Raw genomic sequence first — 23,864 nt, 5'->3', positions numbered from 1 at the left:
GTTCTGCGCGGTCGTCGTGTAACGTCCTGTTGCGCAGCGTAGAACGGCTGAGCTGCTTACCTTTCGCAGATGCGGGTAAAGATGGTTCCGTTGTGATTGTGCGGGTGTTATCGACGAGAAACGGCCACGATGTTCGATTCGGTGCTCGACGTGCTGGGCGACGCGTGGTGGGCGTATCCGCTGATCCTGCTCTTCTGCACGTTCGACGCCGTGGTTCCCGCGCTGCCCAGCGAGACCGCGCTGCTGACCGGCGGCATCCTCGCGGCCGACGGCCGCATGGCCCTGGCCGGGGTCATCGTGATGGCCGGCCTCGGCGCATTTCTCGGGGACAACCTCGCGTACTGGATCGGCCGTTCCGCCGAGGACTGGGCCCGCCGGTGGATCACCCGCGGCGCGCGGGGCAGGCGCGGGTTGGAGTGGGCCGAGCGCGAGTTGACCCGGCACGGCGGGCCGCTGCTGATCGCGGCTCGTTTCATTCCCGGTGGGCGCACCGCGACGACGATCGCCTGCGGGGTGCTGCGCTTTCCGTACCGTCAGTTCCTGGTCTTCGACGCGGTCGGCGCCGCGCTGTGGGCCACCGTCAACACGCTGATCGGCTACCTGGGTGGGCGCGCATTCGCCGACAACACGCTCGCGGCGTTCGCGGTGTCCTTCGGGGTGGCCTTGGCGCTGGCGGGGGTGATCGAGTTGATCCGGTGGTTTCGCAGACGAACCGAGGTTTCGCGAAGCCGGCAGCGGTAGCTGGCATGCACCAGCGCGACGACGAGATATCCGACATGCCAACGCATTACGTGGCAAATAGCGACCGCAAGTTGCGCTTAGGGGCGACTACGGACACGACCTGCTTCGCTGCGATGCCCCCTGCGACCGCCATCCATCAACGCTGCCAGGGCGGATGCGGGGCGTCGAGGTTGAACCGGACACCGATCATCCTGATCACAAAGCAGACCGCCGCGGCGCCCAGCGTCGCAGCGATGTTCTGGTAGTCCAGGCTGTAGACGAGCGCCGCGCACCCCGCGCCGATCATCGCCGGAATCGCGTACAGCTCGCTGCGGAAAACAACCGGTACCTGTCCGATCGACATGTCGCGGATCGTTCCGCCGCCGACGGCGGTGATGGTGCCGACGATGATCGCCTGCAAGACGCCGAATCCGAGACCGAGGGCCTTGTAGGAGGCCAGTACCGCGAACACACTCAACCCGACGGCATCGGCGACGGTGATAGGCATGGTGAACCGCTCGAGCGCTGGGCTCAGCACGAACGCGATCGCACCACCCGCGGCCGCCACCGCCAGATAGCGCCAGTCCACGAAAGTGGCGGGCGGAAGCGCGTCGAGCAGCACATCGCGGATGACGCCACCGCCCAGACCGGTGAGCATGCCGACGGTGACGACCCCGAAAATGTCGAGGCGCGTAGCGCGCAGGGCGGTCAGTGCGCCGTTGAGACCGAACGCGAACGTACCGATGAGGTCGAGCGCCAGCAGAAGCGGCGTTTCAGTCGACATTCCAAGGTGTATACCCGAGGTCATGGCCGCGTCCCAGACAGTCGCAGACACTCTGTTGGCTGAACTACCGAAAATCCGCGATGAGCAGGAGGAGTTCTACCGCGACCTGCACCGCCATCCCGAGCTCTCGCGCCAAGAGGTCGAGACCGCCCGCAAGGTCGCTGACCGGCTACGCGGCTTGGGTTACGAAACTCACGACGGCGTCGGGGGTACGGGGGTGGTCGGCGTGCTGGCCAACGGGCCGGGACCCACCGTGTTGCTCCGCGCAGATATGGATGCGCTTCCCGTGCAAGAAGCCACCGGCCTCGAGTACGCCAGCACCGTGCGGGCAACCGATGCTGACGGAAACGACGTTCCGGTGATGCACGCCTGCGGACACGACGTGCACGTCGTGGCGCTGCTCGGTGCGGCGCGGTTGCTCGCCGAGGGGCGCGGGCACTGGAGCGGCACCGTCGTTGCCCTGTTTCAGCCGGCAGAGGAAACTTCCGACGGGGCCCGCGCCATGGTCGACGACGGTCTGGTGGAGCTGCTTCCGAAAGTGGATGTCGCACTGGCGCAACACGTCTTGCCCGCACCGGCAGGACACGTCGGCGTCCGCGCCGGTGCGGTGTTGTCGGCGGCCGACAGCATGCGCGTCACGGTGTACGGCCGCGGCGCGCACGGCTCGATGCCGCAGGCCGCGGTCGACCCGGTGGTGCTGGCCGCGATGATCGTCGTTCGGCTGCAGACCGTTGTCGCCCGAGAAGTCGCACCTGGTGAATCGGCGGTGCTCACCGTCGGCAGCATCCAGGCCGGCGCCAAGAGCAACGTGATCCCAGATCGGGCCGTACTGCAACTGAATATCCGCACCTACAGCGAGCACACCCGTACCGCGGTGCTGGGCGCGATCCGACGCATCGTCGTCGCCGAATGCCAGGCGTCCGATTCGCCGAAGGATCCCGAGTTCGAAATGTTCGACCGGTTTCCGTTGACGCAGAACGACGACGAGACCACCGCACGCGTAAGCGAAGCGTTCGCAGCATATTTCGGGGAGCAGTGCCGACAGATGCCGCAACAGAGCGCCAGCGAGGACTTCAGCGAAATCCCGGTCGCACTCGGCGCGCCCTACACCTACTGGGGTATCGGCGGCATCGATCCCGCGACCTACCGGCAGGCGGCCGAGCGCGGCCGCGTCGACCAGGACATCCCGGTCAACCACTCGTCGACATTCGCTCCGGTCATCCAGCCCACGCTGGACACCGGCACCAAGGCGCTCGTCGTCGCGGCGACGGCCTGGCTGACCCCGGCCTCAGGAAAACCGGTGCCATAGTCGCCGATAGGTGCTGCAACCCGACTGTAGGGGATACGTTGGGGTCAAACACCGTCTTTGGTAGGGAGCGCCATGTCTTCAGACAGCTTCGGAACACGCGACCAACTCACCGTCGATGACAAGACGTACACGATCTATCGACTCGACCGCATCGAGGGCGCAGAACGTCTGCCCTACAGCCTGAAGGTGCTGCTGGAGAACCTCCTGCGCAACGAGGACGGCCGGATGGTCACCGGCGAGCAGATCAGCGCACTGGCCGCGTGGGACCCGGCCGCCGAGCACGGTCGCGAAATCGCCTATACACCGGCGCGGGTGTTGATGCAGGACTTCACCGGGGTGCCGTGTGTCGTCGACCTGGTCGCCATGCGCGACGCCATCGCCGACCTCGGTGGCGACACGCAACGCATCAACCCGCTGTGCCCGACGGAGCTCGTCATCGACCACTCCGTGATCGCCGACGTGTTCGGCAGGCCCGATGCGTTCCAGATCAACGCCGAGCTGGAGTTCGAGCGAAACTCCGAGCGCTACCAACTACTGCGCTGGGCGCAGCAGGCTTTCGCCGACTTCGCCGTGGTACCGCCCAACACCGGGATCTGCCACCAGGTGAACCTGGAGTATCTGGCCCGCGTGGTGTTCACCGGCGACGGCCCCGATGGTCCGCTCGCCTACCCGGATACGCTGGTGGGCACCGACTCTCACACGCCGATGGTGAACGGCCTCGGGGTGCTCGGCTGGGGTGTGGGTGGCATCGAGGCCGAGGCGGCGATGCTGGGCCAGCCGATGAGCATGCTCATCCCGCAGGTCGTCGGCCTGAAGCTCACCGGGGAGCTGCAACCCGGCACCACCGCCACCGATCTGGTGCTCACCGTCGCCGAGTTGCTCCGCAGGACCGGTGTGGTCGGCAAGTTCGTGGACCTCTACGGGCCGGGCGTCGCCAACGTGCCGCTGGCCAACCGCGCCACGATCGGCAACATGAGCCCGGAGTACGGCTCGACGGCCACGATCTTCCCCATCGATGGCGTCACGCTGGACTACCTGAGGCTGACCGGCCGCCCGGAATCGCAGATCCGGCTGGTCGAGGCGTACGCCAAAGAGCAGGGCCTGTGGCACGACCCCGACCATGAGCCGGTGTACTCACAGGCGATCGAACTGGACCTCAGTTCGGTCGAGCCGTCGATCGCCGGCCCCAAGCGACCGCAGGACCGGATTCCGCTGCGGGTCGCGCCGGACGCGGTGGCCTCGCTGCTGGCCGGCGCGCCGACCACTGCCGAAGCGCTCAGCGGGCTCGACAAGGCCTCGGCGCTGTCCTTCCCGGCCAGCGACCCGATCGCGGTGGATTTCGACAGCCCCGGCGACAAGCCGCGCAAGCCGCGTGATTTCGGCACCGATAACGAATGGCCGTCCACGCCGGTGGCGGTGGAGCTCGCCGACGGTGGCCGCGCCGAGGTGGACAACGGACACGTGGTGATCGCGGCGATCACGTCCTGCACCAACACGTCCAACCCGTCGGTGATGGTGGGTGCTGCGCTGCTGGCCAAGAAGGCCGTCGAACGGGGGCTGAGCCGCAAACCCTGGGTCAAGACGTCGTTGGCGCCCGGTTCACGCATCGTCACCGACTATTACGAAAAGGCCGGTCTGACAGCATATCTGGACAAACTGGGCTTCAACCTGGTCGGCTACGGCTGCACCACCTGCATCGGCAACTCCGGGCCGCTGATCCCCGAGGTGAGCAAGGCGGTCACCGACAACGACTTGACGGTGTGCTCGGTACTGTCGGGCAACCGCAACTTCGAGGGCCGCATTCATCCCGAGTGCAAGATGAACTTCCTCGCCTCGCCGCCGTTGGTGGTCGCCTACGCGTTGGCGGGCAGCCTGCACGTGGATCTGTTACAAGACCCGCTGGGCACCGGAAGCGACGGGAAACCGGTCTACCTGCGCGACATCTGGCCCACCGAAGCCGAGATCGCCGATGTGGTCGGCGCACATTTGGAGGCCGAGATGTTCACGACGTCCTACAGTGATGTGTTCACCGGCGATGACCGGTGGCGCAACCTCGATGTCCCCAGCGGCGACACCTTCCAGTGGGCCCCGGATTCGACGTACGTGCGCCAGCCACCGTACTTCGAGGACATGACCGTCGAGCCGCGACCGGTTGCCGACATCACCGGCGCGCGGGTGCTCGCCAAGCTCGGCGATTCGGTCACCACCGACCACATCAGCCCGGCCGGGGCGATCAGCCCCGATTCACCTGCCGGAAAATACCTGTCGGAGCACGGAATCGAACGCAAGAGCTTCAACTCCTACGGGTCGCGGCGCGGCAACCACGAGGTGATGATCCGGGGCACGTTCGCCAACATCCGGTTACGGAACCAACTGGCCCCCGACACCGAAGGCGGTTGGACCCGCGATTTCACTCAACCGGACGGGCCGGTCACCACGATCTACGACGCGTCGGTGAACTATGCGGCCGTCGGCACGCCGCTGGTGGTGCTCGCGGGCAAGGAGTATGGCTCCGGATCGTCACGCGACTGGGCCGCCAAGGGCACGTTGCTGCTGGGCGTGCGGGCGGTGATCGCCGAATCCTACGAGCGCATCCACCGCTCGAATCTCATTGGGATGGGCGTGCTTCCGTTGCAGTTTCCGGCGGGTCAGAACGCCGACTCGCTGCAGCTGACCGGTGAGGAGACGTTCGACATCACCGGGGTCACCGCGTTGGCCGATGCGATTCCAGAGACCGTGCGTGTGCGCGCCGGCGACGTCGAATTCGACGCGGTCCTGCGCATCGACACCCCGGGTGAGGCGGACTACTACCGCCACGGCGGGATCATGCAGTACGTGCTGCGGCGGCTGCTCAACAGCGAGGCGGACTAGGAACCCTCCGGACAGACTGCGACGCAACGCTTTACCCGTCCGCGGCCGATAGTTTCGCCTGCCGGGTGGGGTTAGTTGTTGGGCGGGGGTTGTGGTGGGGGTTGGTAGGGCTGGTACCACCACCATTGGGCGGTTTCGCCGGTGGGTCCGCGGTAGGGGGCGGTGGTGGGTGGGGGTTGTGTGGGTGGGTGGGCTAGTGATCGGGGGGTCAGGCGGCGCCCGGCGTGGTCGGTGATGATGAGGTTGTGGGCGGGTCCGGTGATGGTGATGGCGCGGCGGTGGTGCAGTCGGTGGTGGTAGGGGCAGACCAACACCAGGTTGTCTAGGTCGGTGGGGCCGCCGTCTTCCCAATGCACGATGTGGTGGGCGTGCAGGGCGCGGGTGGCCCCGCAGCCGGGTACCACGCAGGTGCGGTCGCGGTGCTCCAGTGCGCGGCGCAGCCGGCGGCTGATGTGGCGGGTGCTGCGTCCAGCGCCGATGGGTTGGCCGTCGCGTTCCCACCACACTTCGGCGGTGGCGTCGCAGAGCAGGTAGCGCCGGTCGGCGTCGCTGAGGATGGGGCCCAGGTGCAGCCCGGCGATGTGGTCGTTGACGTCGAGGTGCACCACCACGGTGGTGTGGGTCCCGTGCGGGCGCCGCGCGGCTTGGGCGTCCCAGCCGGTCTGGATCAGGTGCATGAAGGCGTCGGTGGTGGTGGGCAGCGGCGGCGCGGTCAGCGTCGTGTGGCCCTGGCTGTGGTGATCGCGTTTCCAGGCGATCATCAATGCTTCGCGCTGTGAGCTCAGTGCGGCCTCGAACTGGGCCGCCTCGATCGGGGGCAGCGTGACCTTCCAGGTGGTGGACCCATCGGCGTTGCTGGACTTGAGCACCGACCCTGAGACCTCGGAATCGCAATCGAAATCCAGCGCCGGCTCAGCCACCGCATCGGGAGCGATCCCGGACTCACCCTCGCCCTCGCCACCAGCCTCGCCCTCGGTATCAGCCTCAATGTCGGGGTCAATGTCGGGTTGGGGGTCGGGTTGGGGGCGGGGTTCGAGTTTGATCGCGGTGCGCAGCTGGCTGACGGTGGCGTTTTCGATCAGCTGGGCATAGTGGGCATCTGAGCCCGCGCCGGCGTGCTCGGCGATCACCGCGAACTGATCCAGCGACACCCGTCCTTGGCGCATGCTGTCGGCGCAGATCGGAAACTCCGTGAACCGGTGGGCCGCCGCGGCGATCGCGTGGGCGTTTCGCAGCGAGGCCCCGGTCTTCCAGGCCACCAGCGCCGGGATCGAGCGCGCCCCGGTTGCCCCCCACAACTGGTCGTGATCGATCTCGGCGATGATTTCCACCATCCGGGCATCGATGACGTTGCGTTGACCCATCAACTCGCCCAACTCATCAAACAACCCATCCAACCGCCGCGCAGGCGAGAACTCGACACCCTCAGCAGCAGAAGCGGTCACCGACATGAGGTCATCATCACCACCGACACCGACACCGCCGCCCCCCGGGTCTCACCGGGTCGATTCGGAACAAGAGCACCAATCAGCCTGCACCACACGGTATTTCACACACGTGCGCAGGCCCGTACGGCCGCATCATCCGCCGACCACCGACAAATCTGTGGACGAATTCGCCGTTGTGGATAAGCCGGACCGGCGCGCTTGCTACCCCGGATACTCGTCGCGTTTGCGCGGCCAGTCGGAGAAGTCGGTGCCGCGGCCCCTGGGTGCCCGGTCCAGCAGCTGCCACGTCGCGTTGAGCGCTTCGGTGCCGCGGTCGCAGGTCGAATACGTGTGATAGACGACGCCGTCATCCAGCGCGAAACAGCTCAGCGCCATCAGCTCCATGACGTCGAGCATGGTGCCGCCGCCCGGGCCCGGGTCCCGGCGTGGCGTCGGGACGTACATGTACTCGAAGAAGTCGGCGTCGAAGTCGCTGCCGCCCGACGACACCCACTCGATGTCCCACCCCATCCGCTGTTTGTACGCGGTCAGAACCGGCAGCGGTGAGCGCGACGACAGCAGAAACGTGACATCGCGGTGTGCCAGGTGCGGCACCGCGCCGACCAGATTGTCGGTTTCGAAGGTGCAGCCCGGGCATCCTTCCGGCGTCTTCGGCCCGTGCATGAAGTGCCGCACGATCAGCTGCGAGCGGCCGTCGAACAGCTCGGCCAGCGTGCGCTGACCCGCCGTCGTGTCGAACACGTACGGCTTGTCGACCCGCACCCAGGGCAGTGCCTGGCGCTCGGCGGCCAGCTCGGCGCTCCGCCGGGTCAGTTCCTTTTCCTTGGCCAGCTGCCGCTCGTAGGCGGCGCGCCACTGTTCGCGCGTCCCGACCGCATGCCGGAAGGTTTCAGTCATCGTGTCCTTCTCCCTGTCTGAACGGGGGTCAATGGGGCAGACCTTCGGTGGCGACGGAACTCATCGGCCGCACAGTTCGGCGGCCGGCCGTTACGCTCGCCGCGTGCTCATCGTGATCGAGGGTGTCGACGGTGCGGGTAAGCGCACCTTGACCAACGGCCTGCGCGCCGCGTTCGAAGGTGCCGGCAAAACGGTCGCCAGCCTCGATTTTCCCCGCTACGGGAGATCGGTGGAAGCCGACCTGGCCGCCGAAGCGCTGCGCGGCGGCCACGGCGATCTCGCCGCGTCGGTCTATGCGATGGCCGTGTTGTTCGCCCTCGACCGGGCGGGCGCGCGCACCGAGATCGCCGAGCTGACGGCCACGCACGACGTGGTGATCCTGGACCGCTACGTCGCGTCCAACGCCGCCTACAGCGCCGCGCGGCTGCATCAGGGCGTCGACGGTGACGTCGTCGCCTGGGTGCGCGAACTCGAGTACGGCCGGCTCGACCTGCCGACCCCGGACTGGCAGGTGCTGCTCGCGGTGCCGACCGAGCTGGCCGCCGAGCGTGCGGAGAACCGGGCCCGGCAGGAGGCCGACCGCGCCAAGGACGCCTACGAGCGCGACGACGGGCTGCAGCGCCGCACCGCGCAGGCCTACGCCGGGCTCGCCGAGGCGGACTGGTGCGGACGATGGCTGGTCGCCGGGCCCGACGTCGAACCGGGCGCCTTGGCCCGCACTCTGCTCGCCCGGTAGCCGCTTCAGACCGGTCAACGCGCAAAACGCCCGCGTGGTACCCGGGCTTTGTCGCGAATTGGTGACACCATGGACACCATGAGGCAAAGGATTCTGGTTGTCGACGACGATCCGTCGCTTGCGGAGATGCTCACCATCGTGCTGCGCGGCGAGGGCTTCGACACCGCGGTCATCGGTGACGGCACGCAGGCGCTGACCGCCGTGCGCGAACTACGGCCCGATCTGGTGTTGCTCGACCTGATGCTGCCCGGCATGAACGGCATCGACGTGTGTCGCGTGCTGCGCGCGGACTCGGGTGTGCCGATCGTGATGCTGACGGCCAAGACCGACACCGTCGACGTGGTGCTCGGCCTGGAGTCGGGCGCTGACGACTACGTGATGAAGCCCTTCAAACCCAAGGAACTCGTCGCGCGGGTACGCGCCCGGCTGCGCCGCAACGAGGACGAACCCGCCGAGATGCTCTCGATCGGCGACGTGGACATCGACGTGCCCGCGCACAAGGTCACCCGGCTGGGCGAGCAGATCTCCCTGACCCCGCTGGAGTTCGACCTGTTGGTGGCGTTGGCGCGCAAACCACGGCAGGTGTTTACTCGTGATGTGCTGCTCGAACAGGTGTGGGGATACCGCCACCCCGCCGACACCCGTTTGGTGAACGTGCATGTCCAGCGCTTGCGGGCCAAGGTCGAAAAGGACCCGGAGAACCCGCAAGTGGTGTTGACCGTTCGAGGAGTGGGGTACAAGGCCGGCCCACCGTGATCGCACCGCCCGGCGGTGGCCGTAATCTCACCGCTCGGCGGTCGCCATGAGCCCTAACCGACGGCGGTGGCCGTGATCTTTAGCTCCAGGCGACGCATACGCGGACGCTGGGGGCCGTCCGCACCACTGGTTCGTGGGCTGGGTGCGCTGGGCCGCGCCCTGGGCCAGGCGTGGCGCCGTTCGTTGCAGCTGCGCGTGGTGACCCTGACGCTCGGGTTGTCGCTCGCGGTCATCCTGGTGCTGGGTTTCGTACTGACCAGCCAGATCACCGACCGGATCCTGGAAGTCAAGGTGCGCGCGGGCACCGAGGAGATCGACCGCGCCCGCAGCACGGTCAGCGGCATCGTCGGTGGCGAGGAAACCCGCTCGCTGGACAGCAGCCTGCAGTTGGCCCGCAACACGCTGATCGACCGCACCGCCGACGCCGGGCCCGGGCTCGCGGGCGCCTTCGACGCCGTGCTCGTGGTGCCCGGCGACGGACCGCGCGCGGCCACCGCGGCCGGACCGGTGCAGCAGGTGCCCAACGCGCTGCGCGAGTTCGTCAAGGCCGGGCAGGTCAGCTACCAGTACGCCACCGTGCACACCGACGCGTTCTCCGGACCCGCGCTCATCATCGGCACCCCGACCTCGTCGCCGGTGGCCAACCTCGAGCTGTACCTGATCTTTCCGTTGAACAACGAGGAGTCCACCATCGCGCTGGTGCGCGGCACGATGGCCACCGGGGGCGTCGTCCTGTTGGGGTTGCTGGCCGCCATCGCCCTGCTGGTGGCCCGCCAGATCGTGCTTCCGGTGCGGTCGGCGTCCCGGATCGCCGAACGGTTCGCCGAGGGCCATCTCACCGAGCGGATGCCGGTGCGCGGCGAAGACGACATGGCCCGGCTCGCCGTTTCGTTCAACGACATGGCCGAAAGCCTCTCCCGCCAGATCACCCAGCTCGAGGAGTTCGGCAACCTGCAGCGACGGTTCACCTCCGACGTGAGCCACGAGCTGCGCACCCCGCTGACGACGGTGCGCATGGCCGCCGACCTCATCCACGACCACATTCACGATTCGGCTGATGATCTCGACCCCGCGTTGCGGCGCTCCACCGAGTTGATGGTCAGCGAGTTGGACCGCTTCGAAACCCTGCTCAACGACCTGCTGGAGATTTCGCGTCACGATGCCGGTGTGGCCGAACTGTCAGTCGAGTCAGTGGATTTGCGCTCGACGGTGCAAAGCGCGCTGGACAACGTCGGACACCTGGCCGCCGACGCCGGCATCGAGCTGATCGTCGACATGCCGACCGAGGAGGTCATCGCCGAAGTCGACCCCCGGCGGGTCGAACGCATCCTGCGCAACCTGATCGCCAACGCGATCGACCACGCCGAGCACAGACCGGTGCGGATCAGGATGGCCGCCGACGAGGACACCGTCGCGGTCACCGTCCGCGATTTCGGTGTGGGGTTGCGGCCGGGTGAGGAGAAGCTGGTGTTCAGCCGGTTCTGGCGGTCAGACCCCTCACGGGTACGACGTTCCGGCGGAACCGGTCTGGGGCTGGCGATCAGCATCGAGGACGCCAGGCTGCACCAGGGTCGGCTGGAAGCCTGGGGCGAGCCGGGGCAGGGCGCATGCTTTCGGCTCACGCTCCCGTTGGTGCGTGGCCACAAGGTGACCACCAGCCCGCTGCCGATGAAACCCCTTGCGCCCGAAAGCCCCCCGCCCAGCACCCGGGACCGTCAAGCGGCGCAGGAGAAGGTGTGAGGCGGGTGCTCGCAGCCGTATGGCTGCTGGTGTTGGTGTTGACGGGATGTGCCGGGGTGCCCAGTTCGTCGGCGCCGCAAGCGATCGGCACCGTGGACCGGCCCGCGCCGCCGAGCCTGCCCAAGCCGACCCCCGGCATGGACCCCGACGTGCTGCTGCGCGAGTTCCTCAAGGCGACCGCCGATCCCGCCAACCGGCATCTGGCCGCTCGTCAGTTCCTCACCGAATCCGCTTCGCGCGGTTGGGATGACGCGGGCAGCGCGCTGCTGATCGACAACGTGGTGTTCGTCGAGACCCGTGGCCCCGAGCGGGTGTCGGTGACCATGCGCGCCGACATCCTCGGTTCGCTGTCGGACATGGGCGTCTTCGAGACCGGCGAGGGCGCGCTGCCCGACCCCGGCCCCATCGAGTTGGTCAAAACCGCCGACGGCTGGCGCATCGACAAGCTGCCCAACGGGGTTTTCCTGGACTGGCAACAGTTTCAGGCCACCTACAAGCGTTACACGTTGTACTTCGCCGACCCGACGGGCAGCACCGTCGTGCCCGACCCGCGTTATGTCGCGGTGTCCGATGCCGACCAGTTGGCCACCGAGCTGGTCAGCAAGCTGATCGCCGGACCGCGCCCGGAGATGGCCAACACGGTGCGCAATCTGCTCGGGCCCCCGCTGAAGCTGCGCGGCCCGGTGACCCGCGCCGACGGCGGCAAGACCGGCGTCGGGCGCGGATACGGCGGTGCGCGCGTCGACCTGGAGAACCTGTCGACCACCGACCCGCACAGCAGGCAGTTGCTTGCCGCGCAGATCATTTGGACGCTGTCGCGCGCAGGCATCAACGGCCCGTACGTGATCAACGCCGACGGCGCCGCGTTGGACGACCGGTTCGCCGAAGGCTGGGAGACCTCGGACGTGGCGGCCACCGATCCGGGCGCGGCGTCGGGGGCGGCGGCGGGTCTTCATGCGTTGGTGGGCGGATCGCTGGTGGCCCTCGACGGTCAGCGGACCTCGCGGGTGACGGGGCCGTTCGGGCAGATGCCCAACCAGACCGGGGCGGCGGTGTCGCGCACCGGGCAGGACGTCGCCTCGATCGTCACGCTGCGCCCCGGCGCACCGGATATGGCGTCGTCGTTGTGGGTCGGCCCGCTCGGCGGCGCGGCCTCGCAGCTGCTGGACGGCCGGAGCCTGACACGGCCCAGCTGGTCGCTCGACAGCGCGATCTGGGTGGTGGTCGACGGCAACACGATCATCCGCGTCATCCAGGACGCCTCGGGGCAGCCGGCGCGGATCCCGGTGGACTCCACCCAGGTGTCGACGAAGTTCCCCGGCGTGATCGCCGAACTGCAGCTGTCCCGCGACGGCACCCGCGCGGCGTTGGTGATCGAGGGCCGGGTGATCCTGGCCGGCGTCGAGCAGACCACCGGCGGCGGATACGCGCTGACGTATCCGCGACGACTGGGTTTCGGGCTCGGCGAGACGGTGGTTTCGCTGTCGTGGCGCACCGGCGACGACATCGTCGTCAGCCGCACCGATCCGCAGCATCCGGTTTCCTACGTCAACCTCGACGGCGTGAATTCCGACGGGCCGGGCGAGAACCTGGTCATGCCGGTCACGACGGTGGCCGCCAGCCCGTCGACGGTCTACGTCGCCGACGCGCGCGGAGTGCACCAGCTCTCGGGTACCGCCGGTGAAGACAATCTGGCGTGGGCCGACGTGCGACCCCTGATGGTGCCGGGCGCCGAGCCGGTGTTGCCGGGCTGACACCGCCGCTCCCGCCGGGATGTCACCGCCGGCGGCGAGACTGCCTGACATGCTCGACTTGATGCTGCCGCTGCAGTGCGGCGGCTGCGGTGCGCCGTCGACGCGGTGGTGTGCCGCCTGTGCGAGCGCACTGCAGGTCAGAACCGACCAGCCGCACGTGATCACTCCGCGGCTCGACCCCGGCGTTCCGGTGTTCTCACTGGGCCGCTATGCCGGCGCGCGCCGGGAAGCCATCGTCGCGGTCAAAGAACACGGCCGCGCCGACCTCGTCGCACCGCTCGCCGCGGCGCTGCGAACGGGTTTGGTGCGGCTGCTCACCTGGGGTGCCGTCGATGCCCCGGTGACCGTGGTGCCCGCGCCGACCCGACGCTGGGCCGCCCGACGGCGCGGCGGGGACCCGGTCACCCGGATGGCCAGAGCCGCGTCGGCGCAGCTACCCGGCGTCACCGCACCTCGGCGCTGCGGACCCGGGCCTTCGTCGTCGACTCCGTCGGGCTGTCCAGCGCGGACCGCGAACGCAACATCGCGGGTCGCGTCAAGGTCCTGCGGGCCGTCGCGGGGGCGGTGGTGCTCGTCGACGACATCGTCACCACCGGCGCCACCGCATGCGAATCGGTCCGCGTCCTGCACGCGGGCGGGGCCCGCGTGGCGGCGGTTCTCGCCATCGCCAACGCCTGATCGCACCCGGTGACGCGGCGGCCAATTTCTGCGAAATCAAAGGAATGTGACGAACTGCGAACACGTGGACCAATTTGGTGGCACTTCCGGGTCAACACGGCTACCGTCGGCATCAACCACCCGTGAAAGCTCACGGCGGCGCCCAGCACGAGGCGCCAACATCGCCATCAGCGGTAGGAGGTGAGTAGACGACACCTTGCACCGGCGAGCGGCGAGACATGCAAAGCCACGTCGGCGCGAATCCAGACAACCCGGGCACGCAGCCGCGTGCGGACGTGAACAGAAACGAGTTGCCTAGCATGTCAACCCAATCCGTCGATTCAGCACAACCGATGATCGTCGAGTCCGAGAAGCCCGAACCGCGCGCCGAAGTCGTCATCAAGGGGCGCAATGTCGAGATTCCGGACCACTTCCGCGTATACGTCTCAGAAAAGCTGTGTCGCCTAGAACGACTCGACCGCACCATCTACCTGTTCGACGTCGAACTCGACCACGAGCCCAACCGACGCCAGCGCAAGAACTGTCAACACATCGAGATCACCGCGCGCGGTCGCGGCCCGGTCGTGCGTGCCGAGGCGTGCGCGGAGAGCTTCTACGCCGCGATGGAAGCCGCGGTGGACAAGCTCGAAGAACGGCTTCGCCGCGCCAACGACCGACGCAAGATCCACTACGGCGACAAGACGCCGCTCTCGCTCGCCGAGGCCACCGCGGCGCACCCGCTGCCCCCGCTGTCGCAACCTGCCGATGCCGCGCAGGCCGACGGCGCCGCCGACGGGTACGAACCCGGCCGCATCGTGCGGATCAAAGAGCATCCGGCCACGCCGATGACCGTCGATGACGCGCTGTCGCAAATGGAACTCGTCGGCCACGACTTCTTCCTGTTCCACGACAAGGAAAGCGACCGGCCGTGCGTCGTGTACCGGCGCCACGCGTACGACTACGGGTTGATCCGGCTGGCCTGACCCGGGGATTTCGCCTGGCCCGGAGCTGTTCGGGCGGCGCCGACCGCATGTCCCCTACCATGGGTGGGGCTAAAAACTCCGACCAACAGGGGATACCGCGTGCTGGATAAGTTGCTGCGTCTCGGCGAAGGCCGCATGGTCAAACGCCTCAAGGGGGTGGCTGACTTTGTCAACACCCTGTCCGACGACGTCACGGCGCTTTCCGACGCCGAACTACGGGCCAAGACCGACGAGTTCAGGAAGCGGGTAGCCGACCCCAAGACCCCGGCCAGCCTCGACGATCTGCTGCCCGAGGCGTTCGCCGTGGCGCGTGAGGCATCCTGGCGCGTGCTCGGTCAGCGCCACTTCGACGTGCAGGTGATGGGCGGCGCTGCGCTGCACTTCGGCAACGTCGCCGAGATGAAGACCGGTGAGGGTAAGACGCTGACCGCGGTGCTGCCCGCCTACCTCAACGCGCTGGGCGGCAACGGCGTGCACATCGTCACCGTCAACGACTACCTCGCCAAGCGTGACGCCGAGTGGATGGGGCGGGTGCACCGGTTCCTCGGGCTCAACGTCGGCGTCATCCTGTCGGGGCTGACCCCCGACGAGCGCCGGGTGGCCTACGCGGCCGACATCACCTACGGCACCAACAACGAGTTCGGCTTCGACTATCTGCGCGACAACATGGCGCACTCGCTGGCCGACCTCGTGCAGCGCGGTCACAACTTCGCCATCGTCGACGAGGTCGACTCGATCCTCATCGACGAGGCCCGCACCCCGCTGATCATCTCCGGCCCCGCCGACGGCGCCTCGAACTGGTACACCGAGTTCGCCCGGCTGGCTCCGCTGATGGAAAAGGACGTGCACTACGAGGTCGACATCCGCAAGCGCACCGTCGGCGTGCACGAACTGGGCGTGGAGTTCGTCGAAGACCAGCTCGGCATCGACAACCTCTACGAGGCCGCAAACTCGCCGCTGGTGAGCTACCTCAACAACGCGATCAAGGCCAAGGAGCTGTTCCAGCGCGACAAGGACTACATCGTCCGTGACGGCGAGGTGGTGATCGTCGACGAGTTCACCGGCCGCGTGCTCACCGGCCGCCGCTACAACGAGGGCATGCACCAGGCCATCGAGGCCAAGGAGCACGTCGAGATCAAGGCCGAGAACCAGACGCTGGCCACCATCACGCTGCAGAACTATTTCCGGCTTTACGAGAAGCTCTCCGGCATGACCGGTACCGCCCAGACCGAGGCCGCCGAGCTGCACGAGATCTACAAGCTCGGTGTGGTCAGCATTCCGACCAACAAGCCGATGGTCCGCGCCGACCGGTCCGATCTGATCTACAAGACCGAAGAGGCCAAGTACATCGCGGTGGTCGACGACGTCGCCGAACGCTACGAGAAGGGGCAGCCGGTCCTGATCGGCACCACCAGCGTCGAGCGCTCCGAATACCTGTCGCGGCAGTTCCAGAAGCGCCGCATCCCGCACAACGTGCTCAACGCCAAGTACCACGAGCAGGAGGCGTCGATCATCGCCGAAGCCGGCCGGCTCGGCGCGGTCACCGTCGCGACGAACATGGCGGGCCGCGGCACCGACATCGTGCTCGGCGGTAACCCCGACTTCCTCACCGACAAACGGCTGCGGGAACGCGGCCTGGATCCGGTGGAGACGCCGGAGGATTACGAGAAGGCCTGGCACGAGATGCTGCCCGAGGTCAAGGCCGAATGCGCACAGGAGGCCGAGGACGTCATCGCCTCAGGCGGCCTGTATGTGCTGGGCACCGAACGCCACGAGTCGCGTCGCATCGACAACCAGCTGCGTGGCCGGTCCGGCCGCCAGGGTGACCCGGGCGAATCGCGGTTCTACCTGTCGCTCGGCGACGAACTGATGCGGCGGTTCAACGGCGCGACGCTGGAGAGCCTGCTGACCCGGCTGAACCTGCCCGACGACGTGCCGATCGAGGCGAAGATGGTCACCCGCGCGATCAAGAGCGCGCAGACCCAGGTCGAGGAGCAGAACTTCGAGGTCCGCAAGAACGTCCTCAAATACGACGAGGTGATGAACCAGCAGCGCGTCGTCATCTACGACGAGCGCCGCCGGATCCTGGAGGGGGAGAACCTCGCCGAACAGGCGCACAAGATGCTCGTCGACGTCATCACCGCCTACGTCGACGGCGCGACCGCCGAAGGCTATTCGGAGGACTGGGATCTCGAGCAGCTGTGGACGGCGTTGCGTCAGCTCTACCCGGTGGGCATCGACCACCACGACCTGCTGGACTCCGACGCCATCGGTGAGCCCGGCGAGCTGACCCGCGAGGAACTACTGGATGCGTTGATCGCCGACGCCGAGCGCGCCTACGCCGAACGCGAGAAGCAGCTCGAGGAGCTCGCCGGTGAGGGCGCGATGCGCCAACTCGAGCGCAACGTGCTGCTCAACGTGTTGGACCGCAAGTGGCGCGAACACCTATACGAGATGGACTACCTCAAGGAGGGCATCGGGCTGCGGGCGATGGCGCAGCGCGACCCGCTGGTCGAGTACCAGCGCGAGGGCTACGACATGTTCGTCGGGATGCTCGAGGGCCTCAAGGAGGAGTCGGTCGGCTTCTTGTTCAACGTTCAGGTGGAAGCGGCTCCGGCGGCGCCGACGGTCGCACCCGTCGCCGCGCCGAGCGGGCTGGCCGAGTTCGCCGCGGCCGCCGCGGCCAAGGCCACCGAGGAGGGCGCCGTCGCCACCAAAGAACGTCCCGCACCGGCTCCGTTGCACGCCAAGGGAATCGACAACGATTCACCGCCGCTGACCTACACCGGACCGTCGGAGGACGGCTCCGCGCAGGTGCAGCGTTCCGGCGGTGGCGGCGGTGGCGGCGGGCGCCACGCGGCGGGCGGTGGATCTCGGCGTGAGCGCCGCGAGGCCGCGCGTCAGCAGGCCCGCGCGAGCAAGGCCGCGCGCAGGCGTTAGGGCTCCACGAGGGCGGCGATGCGTTCCAGCGTGGCGCGCATCCCGTCCTCGGCCTGTTTTGGCATCGAACCGAGCTTGAGCATCAGCCGTTGCCGATCCTCGGAGACGTCCCAGCTTTCACGCACCAGCGTGCCGCCGGCGGTCCCGCTGTCGGCGGGCTCGAGCTCGTAGCGCCAGATCCGTCCGCCGAACAGCCCGCCGGGCCCGATGGTGGTTTTCCACGCGATGCGGCGGTCGGGTTCGAACTCGATGACGGTATTGGTCGTGCGGTACGGGAGGAACAGGGACTCGGGACGGCCGCGCATCGACATGCCGAACCTCGAGCCCAGCGACAACGGCTGGGACATTCCCCCGGCCGTTCGGGTGGGCGGTCCTCCCGGGGCCAAGCGGTCGACGGTGCCCGAACCGTCGAAGCTCGAATGCCTACCGGCGTCGGCGAGCAACGCGAAGATGGCGGCCGCCGGCGCCCGGATGACCCGTTGCACGCTCACAACGTTTCCCTGCACTTGTAAAACACTATCGGGCTCAGCCGATCTGGATGGCGACTATGCGCCATCGGTCATCCCTCGAGGCGATGCGCGCGGCCAGGGCGCGCACCCGCCGCCCGCGGGTGTAGGTGCCGAACACCTCGGCGGCCGGGTCGCCCGAACCGTCGTCGACCATGCGCAGCCGGATCCGCTGCAGGCATGCGGCGGTCCGCCCGCCATGGCGGCCGGTGTGTGACGACCTGGTCATCGCGACCACGATGTCGGTCAGTTCCGGCGCGAGGATCGGGCGCAGTTGAGCGACGGGTCGGCGCCGGTCGATGATCTCGAGCACCCGGCGCAGCGCCGCGTCGGCGAAGACGACGGCGGCTCGGGGCGGGGCGGATTCGCATGCGGCCGTGGCGGTTGGCGCGGCCCGGCGTCGCGGGGTGTGGCGGCGCAGCGCTTGATGCGTCGGCGGCGGGCACGCGGCCTGCCCGCCCGGCGATGGCTCGTAGTCGATGACGGGAGAAACCAGCGCAGCGGCGGCGACGGATGGTTTGTGGACGGTGGTCATCTTCGGGCTCTCCAGCAGTCGACGTGACGGGGCACATCTGCCGGAGAGTTGCAGACTCGTTCATGATCGCACGCTTCCCAGACGGCTCTATGCACCAGTGATGCGACATGGCAGGACGGCCGGATAACGTTGCGGAAATCCGATACTCGTCGCGGCAAGGCACATTCGCTGCGTCGCGGGTTGCCGCACTGACATCAGAGGGAGGAGCCGCGTCGCGATGGTGACAAGGTTGTCGGCGTCCGACGCGGCCTTCTTCCAACTGGAGAACAGTTCGACCCCGATGTATGTCGGGTCGCTGGCTATTCTGCGCAGGCCGCGCAACGGGTTGAGCTACGAGACGCTGCTCGGCACCGTCGAGCAGCGACTGCCGCAGATCCCGCGGTACCGCCAGAAGGTGCGTGAGGTGACGCTGGGGTTGGCCCGGCCGGTGTGGGTCGACGACCGCGAGTTCGACATCACCTACCACATCCGGCGCTCGGCGCTGCCGTCGCCGGGCAGCGACGCCCAACTGCATGAGCTCATCGCCCGGCTCGGGTCCCGGCCGCTGGACAAGTCCCGGCCGCTGTGGGAGATGTACCTTATCGAGGGCCTGGCCAAGAACCGCATCGCGCTCTACACCAAGTCGCATCAGGCGTTGGTGAACGGGATGACGGCGCTGGAGATCGGTCACGTCATCGCCGACCGCACCCAGAAGCCGCCGCGGTTCGGTGAGGACATCTGGATTCCGGCCCGTGAGCCCAGCGACCGCCAACTGCTGCTGGGCGCGGTGGGCGAGTGGGTCACCCGGCCCGCCGAGCAGCTCGGCGCGGTGCGCTCGGCGGTGGCCGGGGCCGCCACCAACGCCGGCCAGTGGGTCGAGGTGGGCCGCCGGTTCGCCGACGTCGCGCGCACCGTCGCGCGCGGTAACGCGCCCAGCAGCCCGCTGAACACCACGGTGTCGCGTAACCGGCGCATCACCGTGGCCAGCGGCCGGCTGGAGGACTACCGGCTGGTGCGGGCCCGCTACGACTGTGACGTCAACGACGTGGTGCTCGCGGTGGTGGCGGGCGCGTTGCGCAACTGGTTGATGTCGCGCGGCGAACCGGTGACCACGTCGACGACGATGCGGGCCATGGCGCCGATGTCGGTGTATCCCGACGCCGACCTGGACACCGGCCACCCCGGGCAGGCGATCAGCGAGGTGTCGCCGTTCCTGGTGGATCTTCCGGTGGGGGAGGGCAACGCGGTGATACGGCTGTCGCAGATCGCGCACGCCACCGAGTCGCATCCGACCGCGGCCAGCCTCGTCGATGCCAGAACCATCGTCACGCTGTCTGGGTTCGCCCCACCGACGTTGCACGCCATGGGAACCCGGGTGGCGACCAGTTTCTCGGCGCGTCAGTTCAACCTGCTGATCACCAACGTGCCCGGCGCGCAGAACCAGATGTACATCGCGGGGGCCAAACTCCTCGAGACCTACGCGGTGCCGCCGTTGCTGCACAACCAGGTGCTGGCCATCGGGGTGACGTCCTACAACGGCATGGTCTACTACGGGATCAACGCCGATCGGGACGCGATGACCGACGTCGGCGTGCTGCCGTCACTGATTTCTGAGGCCCTCGAAGAACTGCGGGAAGCCGCGCAGTAAACAACCTCTGTCACCAGGACATTTGATTTCGCCGCCGCGACGGGGTCGAATGGATCGCCGATGACTACAAGTTCAGAGCGAAGCAAACCCGCTGAGCCCGCCGGCGAGCCCTTGAGGTCGCCGACGGCCGAAGTGGTTCCGCACCCGGTGCTCGACGTGCCCGTCGAAGGAGCGGCCTACAGCCGCTCACAGGGCATCGACTGGGTCGTCTTCGGCGTCACCGCCGTCATCGCGGTCAGCTTTTTGCTCTGGGGCTTTCTCAACACCGATTCGTTGGCCACCGCCTCCGACAGTGCCCTGGGCTGGGTGATGAACAACACCGGCTGGCTGTTCGTGCTCACGGCCTCGGGCTTCGTGCTGTTCGTGTTGTGGCTGGCGGTCAGTCGATACGGCAACATCCCGCTGGGCCGCGACGACGAAGAGCCGGAATTTCGCACGGTGTCGTGGATCGCGATGATGTTCTCCGCCGGTATGGGCATCGGCCTGATGTTCTTCGGCGTCAGCGAACCCCTGTCGCACTTCGTGTCGCCGCCGCCGGGCACCGGCCCGGAAGGCAACCCCGAGGCCGTCCAGAACGCGATGGCCACCACGCTGTTTCACTGGACCCTGCACCCGTGGGCGATCTATGCCGTTGTCGGCCTGTCGATCGCCTACGGCGTCTATCGCAAGGGCCGGCTGCAGCTCATCAGCGCGGCGTTCGAACCGCTGCTGGGATCCCGCGCCAACGGTGGTTGGGGCAAGTTGATCGACATGCTGGCCATCTTCGCGACGCTGTTCGGATCGGCTGCCTCGCTCGGGCTGGGCGCCCTGCAGATCCGCAGCGGGCTGCAGATCGTCACCGGAATCGGCGCGATCGGCAACGCGGTGCTCATCGTCATCATCGCGATTCTGACGTGCGCGTTCGTGTTGTCGGCGGTGTCGGGGGTGGCCAAGGGCATCCAGTGGCTGTCGAACATCAACATGGTGCTGGCGCTGATCCTCGCGGTGTTTCTGTTCGTCGTCGGCCCGACGGTGTTCATCTTGAACCTGGTGCCCACCTCGGTCGGCAGCTATCTGCAGGACCTGGCGATGATGTCGGCGCGGACCGGGGCCGAGGGCGCCGCGGTGGACACCTGGCTGCAGTCGTGGACGGTCTTCTACTGGGCGTGGTGGATCTCCTGGACGCCGTTCGTCGGCATGTTCATCGCGCGGATTTCGCGGGGTCGCACCATCCGGCAGTTCGTCGCCGGGGTGCTGTTCGTGCCGAGCGTGGTGTCGCTGGTGTGGTTCTGCGTGTTGGGCGGCGCCGCGATCAACCAGCAGCAGTCCGGTGTCGACCTGGCCGGGGAAGGCAGCCTCGAGGCACAGTTGTTCAGCACCCTCGAGCAGTTCCCGCTGGCGACGGTCGCCAGCATCCTGGTGATGGTGTTGGTGGCGATCTTCTTCGTGTCCGGGGCCGACGCCGCCTCGGTCGTGATGGGTTCGCTGTCCGAACGCGGCACGATCAAGCCGACCCGGCCCACCGTCATCTTCTGGGGTGTCGCGACGGGCGCGGTGGCCGCGGTCATGCTGCTGGTCGGCGGGGCCGACGCGCTCAACGGTCTGCAATCGATCACGATCATCGCCGCGGTGCCGTTCGTGGTCGTGATGGTCGGGTTGGCAGTCGCGCTGGTCAAGGATCTGCGCAAGGACCCGATGATGGTGCGGCGCCGCTACGCCATGGAGGCGGTCAACGACGCCGTGATCACCGGCGTCACCCAGCACGGCGACGACTTCGTCATCTCGGTGGAAAAGGATCCCTCGGCCGACTCGGGATAACCTCACCAGGTGCGTGTCTACGTTCCGGCGACCCTCGCCATGTTGCAGCAACTCGTCGCCGAGCAGACGCTGCACGCGCGCAGCGGAACGGCGTTCGCGGTGACGCCCACGCTGCGGGAGTCTTACTCGCAGGGCGATGACGACGAACTGGCCGAGGTGGCGATGCGTGAGGCAGCGTTGGCGTCGCTGCGGCTCCTCGGCGACGAGAACGCCGCTGATCTTCCACCCCGGCGTGCCGTGCTGGTCGCCGAGGTCGACGACGCGACGGCCCGGCCCGACCTCGACGACGCGGTGGTGCGGCTGGCCGGCCCGGTCGCGTTGACCGACGTGGTCGCCGCCTACGTCGACAACGCCGAGGCGGAGCCCGACGTGCGGGCCGCGATCGAGGCCGTCGACGCCGCCGACCTCGGTGACGAAGACGCCGACTTCGTCGTCGGTGACGCCCAGGACCACGATCTGGCCTGGTACGCGCCCCAGGAGCTGCCGTTCCTGCTCGAACTGCTCTAGCGCCTTGGCTGTCGAGGCCGAGCTTCGGCAGGTGAGCTCGGGGATACCCACTGCACCAGCTCAGTTTCCTGCATCCGAAAACTGGATACGGGACCGTAGGTTACGGTAGCGTAGGTTCCGTGGCCAAGAACACCGTCAAGATCTCGGCCAACGTCCGTGACACCGACCGGCCGACCATCGCCGGCGCGAAGCGGCATCCGGCCCTGCACGCGCTGCGCACCGTCGTGGCGCGGGTGACCACCCCGCTGCTGCCCGACGACTACCTCCAGCTCGCCAACCCGTTGTGGTCGGCGCGGGAGCTTCGGGGACGGGTCCAGGAGGTGCGCCAGGAGACCGTCGACTCGGCGACCCTGGTCATCAAGCCGGGCTGGGGGTTCTCCTTCGACTACGAACCGGGCCAGTACATCGGCATCGGGGTTCTCGTCGAGGGTCGCTGGCGGTGGCGGTCCTATTCGTTGACATCGAGCCCGGTCGCCGCCAAGAAGACGATCACGATCACGGTCAAAGCCATGCCCGAGGGGTTCCTGTCGACCCATCTGGTCAGCGGGGTTGCGCCTGGCACGATCGTGCGGCTGGCCGCGCCGCAGGGCAACTTCATCATGCCCGACCCCGCCCCACCCAAAGTGCTGTTCCTCACCGGCGGCTCCGGCATCACCCCGGTGATGTCGATGCTGCGCACCCTGGTGCGGCGTGATCAGGTCACCGACGTCATCCACTTACATTCGGCGCCAACGGAATCCGATGTGATGTTCGCATCCGAGCTGGCGGACTTGGCGGCGGCGCACGCCGGCTACTCGCTGCGCGTGCGCACCACCCGTGAACAGGGTCGCCTGGACATGTCCCGGTTGGCCGACGAGGTGCCCGACTGGCGCGAGCGGCAGACCTGGGCGTGCGGGCCCGAGGGGATGCTGGACTCGGCCGAACGCGCGTGGAGCGCTGCCGGCTTGGCCGAACGCCTCCATCTCGAGCGCTTCGCGCTGTCGAGGGCTGCGGTGCACGGGCAGGGCGGCACCGTGGAGTTCGCGCGCAGCGGCAAATCGGTCACCGTCGACGCCGCGACGCCGTTGATGGACGCCGGTGAGCAGGTCGGCGTTCGGATGCCGTTCGGCTGCCGGATGGGCATCTGCCAGTCCTGTGTGGTCGGCTTGCTCGACGGCCACGTCCGGGACCTGCGCTCGGGCGTCGAACACGAACCGGGCAGCCGGATTCAGACCTGTATTTCCGCGGCATCCGGCGATTGTGTCCTCGATGTCTGAGGTTTACTGGCTGGTAACCTACGGGTACGTAGGTTACGTTA

Annotated in this window: 18 protein-coding genes and 1 pseudogene; 14 read left to right on the top strand and 5 right to left on the bottom strand. The window is 67.8% G+C overall.

Going from position 1 to position 23,864, the window contains the following annotated elements:
- Nucleotides 1-129: 129 nt before the first annotated feature.
- A complete protein-coding gene (locus tag K3U96_RS19305) occupies nt 130-741 on the top strand; it encodes a DedA family protein (RefSeq protein ID WP_069407386.1) in 612 nt (203 codons plus the stop codon).
- A 136-nt stretch (nt 742-877) separates the two neighbouring features.
- Here K3U96_RS19305 and K3U96_RS19300 read toward each other — a convergent pair whose 3' ends face one another.
- Nucleotides 878-1,504, bottom strand: coding sequence for a trimeric intracellular cation channel family protein (locus K3U96_RS19300; protein WP_220690776.1), 627 nt, complete (start codon nt 1,502-1,504; stop codon nt 878-880).
- A gap of 22 nt (nt 1,505-1,526) precedes the next feature.
- On the opposite strand from K3U96_RS19300, the gene K3U96_RS19295 reads away from it, so the two are divergent.
- Complete coding sequence (locus K3U96_RS19295) at nt 1,527-2,813, top strand: amidohydrolase (protein WP_220690775.1); 1,287 nt, start codon at nt 1,527-1,529, stop codon at nt 2,811-2,813.
- 72 nt (nt 2,814-2,885) lie between these two features.
- Nucleotides 2,886-5,684 carry an aconitate hydratase gene (locus K3U96_RS19290; RefSeq protein ID WP_220690774.1) on the top strand — a complete coding sequence of 933 codons (2,799 nt, stop codon included), beginning with the start codon at nt 2,886-2,888 and terminating at the stop codon, nt 5,682-5,684.
- Nucleotides 5,685-5,755: 71 nt separating this feature from the next.
- On the opposite strand, the gene K3U96_RS19285 is transcribed toward K3U96_RS19290, so the two are convergent.
- Both K3U96_RS19285 and K3U96_RS19280 read right to left on the bottom strand, forming a co-directional pair.
- Nucleotides 5,756-7,135: an HNH endonuclease signature motif containing protein gene (locus K3U96_RS19285; protein ID WP_220690773.1), complete on the bottom strand. Its 1,380-nt coding sequence runs from the start codon at nt 7,133-7,135 to the stop codon at nt 5,756-5,758.
- 198 nt (nt 7,136-7,333) lie between these two features.
- Complete coding sequence (locus tag K3U96_RS19280) at nt 7,334-8,029, bottom strand: DUF899 domain-containing protein (RefSeq protein WP_220690772.1); 696 nt, start codon at nt 8,027-8,029, stop codon at nt 7,334-7,336.
- A 103-nt stretch (nt 8,030-8,132) separates the two neighbouring features.
- Here K3U96_RS19280 and K3U96_RS19275 point away from each other — a divergent pair, with 103 nt between their 5' ends.
- The 7 genes and pseudogenes from K3U96_RS19275 (at nt 8,133) to secA (ending at nt 17,595) form a co-directional block, all read left to right on the top strand.
- A complete protein-coding gene (locus tag K3U96_RS19275) occupies nt 8,133-8,765 on the top strand; it encodes a dTMP kinase (protein ID WP_220690771.1) in 633 nt (210 codons plus the stop codon).
- 69 nt (nt 8,766-8,834) lie between these two features.
- Nucleotides 8,835-9,521 (top strand): two-component system response regulator MtrA, encoded by a 687-nt coding sequence (mtrA, locus tag K3U96_RS19270; protein ID WP_069407393.1) that lies wholly within the window; start codon nt 8,835-8,837, stop codon nt 9,519-9,521.
- Nucleotides 9,522-9,593: 72 nt separating this feature from the next.
- Nucleotides 9,594-11,261, top strand: coding sequence for an MtrAB system histidine kinase MtrB (gene mtrB / locus K3U96_RS19265; protein WP_220693594.1), 1,668 nt, complete (start codon nt 9,594-9,596; stop codon nt 11,259-11,261).
- The gene (gene lpqB / locus K3U96_RS19260) at nt 11,258-13,015 is read left to right on the top strand and encodes an MtrAB system accessory lipoprotein LpqB (RefSeq protein ID WP_220690770.1); all 1,758 of its coding nucleotides are present in this window, start codon (nt 11,258-11,260) and stop codon (nt 13,013-13,015) included. Before mtrB ends, lpqB begins: the two co-directional genes overlap by 4 nt.
- Before the next feature lie 49 nt (nt 13,016-13,064).
- A pseudogene (locus K3U96_RS19255) lies at nt 13,065-13,693 on the top strand (ComF family protein).
- A gap of 299 nt (nt 13,694-13,992) precedes the next feature.
- Nucleotides 13,993-14,655: a ribosome hibernation-promoting factor, HPF/YfiA family gene (gene hpf / locus K3U96_RS19250; protein ID WP_069404459.1), complete on the top strand. Its 663-nt coding sequence runs from the start codon at nt 13,993-13,995 to the stop codon at nt 14,653-14,655.
- 99 nt (nt 14,656-14,754) lie between these two features.
- On the top strand, nt 14,755-17,595 hold the full coding sequence (secA, locus tag K3U96_RS19245) for a preprotein translocase subunit SecA (protein ID WP_220690769.1): 2,841 nt from the start codon (nt 14,755-14,757) through the stop codon (nt 17,593-17,595).
- Here the strand turns inward: secA and K3U96_RS19240 are convergent.
- Both K3U96_RS19240 and K3U96_RS19235 read right to left on the bottom strand, forming a co-directional pair.
- The gene (locus K3U96_RS19240; protein WP_220690768.1) at nt 17,592-18,101 is read right to left on the bottom strand and encodes an SRPBCC family protein; all 510 of its coding nucleotides are present in this window, start codon (nt 18,099-18,101) and stop codon (nt 17,592-17,594) included. The two genes, secA and K3U96_RS19240, sit on opposite strands and share 4 nt — an antisense overlap.
- A 19-nt stretch (nt 18,102-18,120) precedes the next feature.
- Nucleotides 18,121-18,636 (bottom strand): Rv3235 family protein, encoded by a 516-nt coding sequence (locus tag K3U96_RS19235; RefSeq protein ID WP_220690767.1) that lies wholly within the window; start codon nt 18,634-18,636, stop codon nt 18,121-18,123.
- 217 nt (nt 18,637-18,853) lie between these two features.
- Between K3U96_RS19235 and K3U96_RS19230 the strand changes: the two genes are divergently transcribed.
- From K3U96_RS19230 to K3U96_RS19215, 4 genes are all read left to right on the top strand, one after another.
- Nucleotides 18,854-20,263 (top strand): WS/DGAT/MGAT family O-acyltransferase, encoded by a 1,410-nt coding sequence (locus tag K3U96_RS19230; protein WP_069404408.1) that lies wholly within the window; start codon nt 18,854-18,856, stop codon nt 20,261-20,263.
- 60 nt (nt 20,264-20,323) lie between these two features.
- Nucleotides 20,324-22,060 (top strand): BCCT family transporter, encoded by a 1,737-nt coding sequence (locus tag K3U96_RS19225; RefSeq protein ID WP_220690766.1) that lies wholly within the window; start codon nt 20,324-20,326, stop codon nt 22,058-22,060.
- 9 nt (nt 22,061-22,069) lie between these two features.
- Nucleotides 22,070-22,567 (top strand): DUF6912 family protein, encoded by a 498-nt coding sequence (locus K3U96_RS19220; protein ID WP_372514927.1) that lies wholly within the window; start codon nt 22,070-22,072, stop codon nt 22,565-22,567.
- 119 nt (nt 22,568-22,686) lie between these two features.
- Complete coding sequence (locus K3U96_RS19215) at nt 22,687-23,823, top strand: ferredoxin reductase (RefSeq protein WP_220690765.1); 1,137 nt, start codon at nt 22,687-22,689, stop codon at nt 23,821-23,823.
- The last annotated feature ends 41 nt before the right edge of the window (nt 23,824-23,864 follow it).

It is taken from the genome of Mycolicibacterium holsaticum DSM 44478 = JCM 12374 (assembly GCF_019645835.1).
Lineage (GTDB): Bacteria > Actinomycetota > Actinomycetes > Mycobacteriales > Mycobacteriaceae > Mycobacterium > Mycobacterium holsaticum.
This window is presented reverse-complemented; position numbering and strand designations above follow the sequence as displayed.

Excerpts from the sequence above, each read along its gene's own strand:
- K3U96_RS19305 (WP_069407386.1), top strand. The coding sequence starts at position 130 with ATGTTCGATTCGGTGCTCGACGTGCTGGGCGACGCGTGGTGGGCGTAT.
- K3U96_RS19300 (WP_220690776.1), bottom strand. The coding sequence starts at position 1,504 with ATGTCGACTGAAACGCCGCTTCTGCTGGCGCTCGACCTCATCGGTACG.
- K3U96_RS19290 (WP_220690774.1), top strand. The coding sequence starts at position 2,886 with ATGTCTTCAGACAGCTTCGGAACACGCGACCAACTCACCGTCGATGAC.
- K3U96_RS19230 (WP_069404408.1), top strand. The coding sequence starts at position 18,854 with ATGGTGACAAGGTTGTCGGCGTCCGACGCGGCCTTCTTCCAACTGGAG.
- hpf (WP_069404459.1), top strand. The coding sequence starts at position 13,993 with ATGTCAACCCAATCCGTCGATTCAGCACAACCGATGATCGTCGAGTCC.
- K3U96_RS19225 (WP_220690766.1), top strand. The coding sequence starts at position 20,324 with ATGACTACAAGTTCAGAGCGAAGCAAACCCGCTGAGCCCGCCGGCGAG.
- mtrA (WP_069407393.1), top strand. The coding sequence starts at position 8,835 with ATGGACACCATGAGGCAAAGGATTCTGGTTGTCGACGACGATCCGTCG.
- K3U96_RS19295 (WP_220690775.1), top strand. The coding sequence starts at position 1,527 with ATGGCCGCGTCCCAGACAGTCGCAGACACTCTGTTGGCTGAACTACCG.
- K3U96_RS19235 (WP_220690767.1), bottom strand. The coding sequence starts at position 18,636 with ATGACCACCGTCCACAAACCATCCGTCGCCGCCGCTGCGCTGGTTTCT.
- K3U96_RS19280 (WP_220690772.1), bottom strand. The coding sequence starts at position 8,029 with ATGACTGAAACCTTCCGGCATGCGGTCGGGACGCGCGAACAGTGGCGC.
- K3U96_RS19285 (WP_220690773.1), bottom strand. The coding sequence starts at position 7,135 with ATGTCGGTGACCGCTTCTGCTGCTGAGGGTGTCGAGTTCTCGCCTGCG.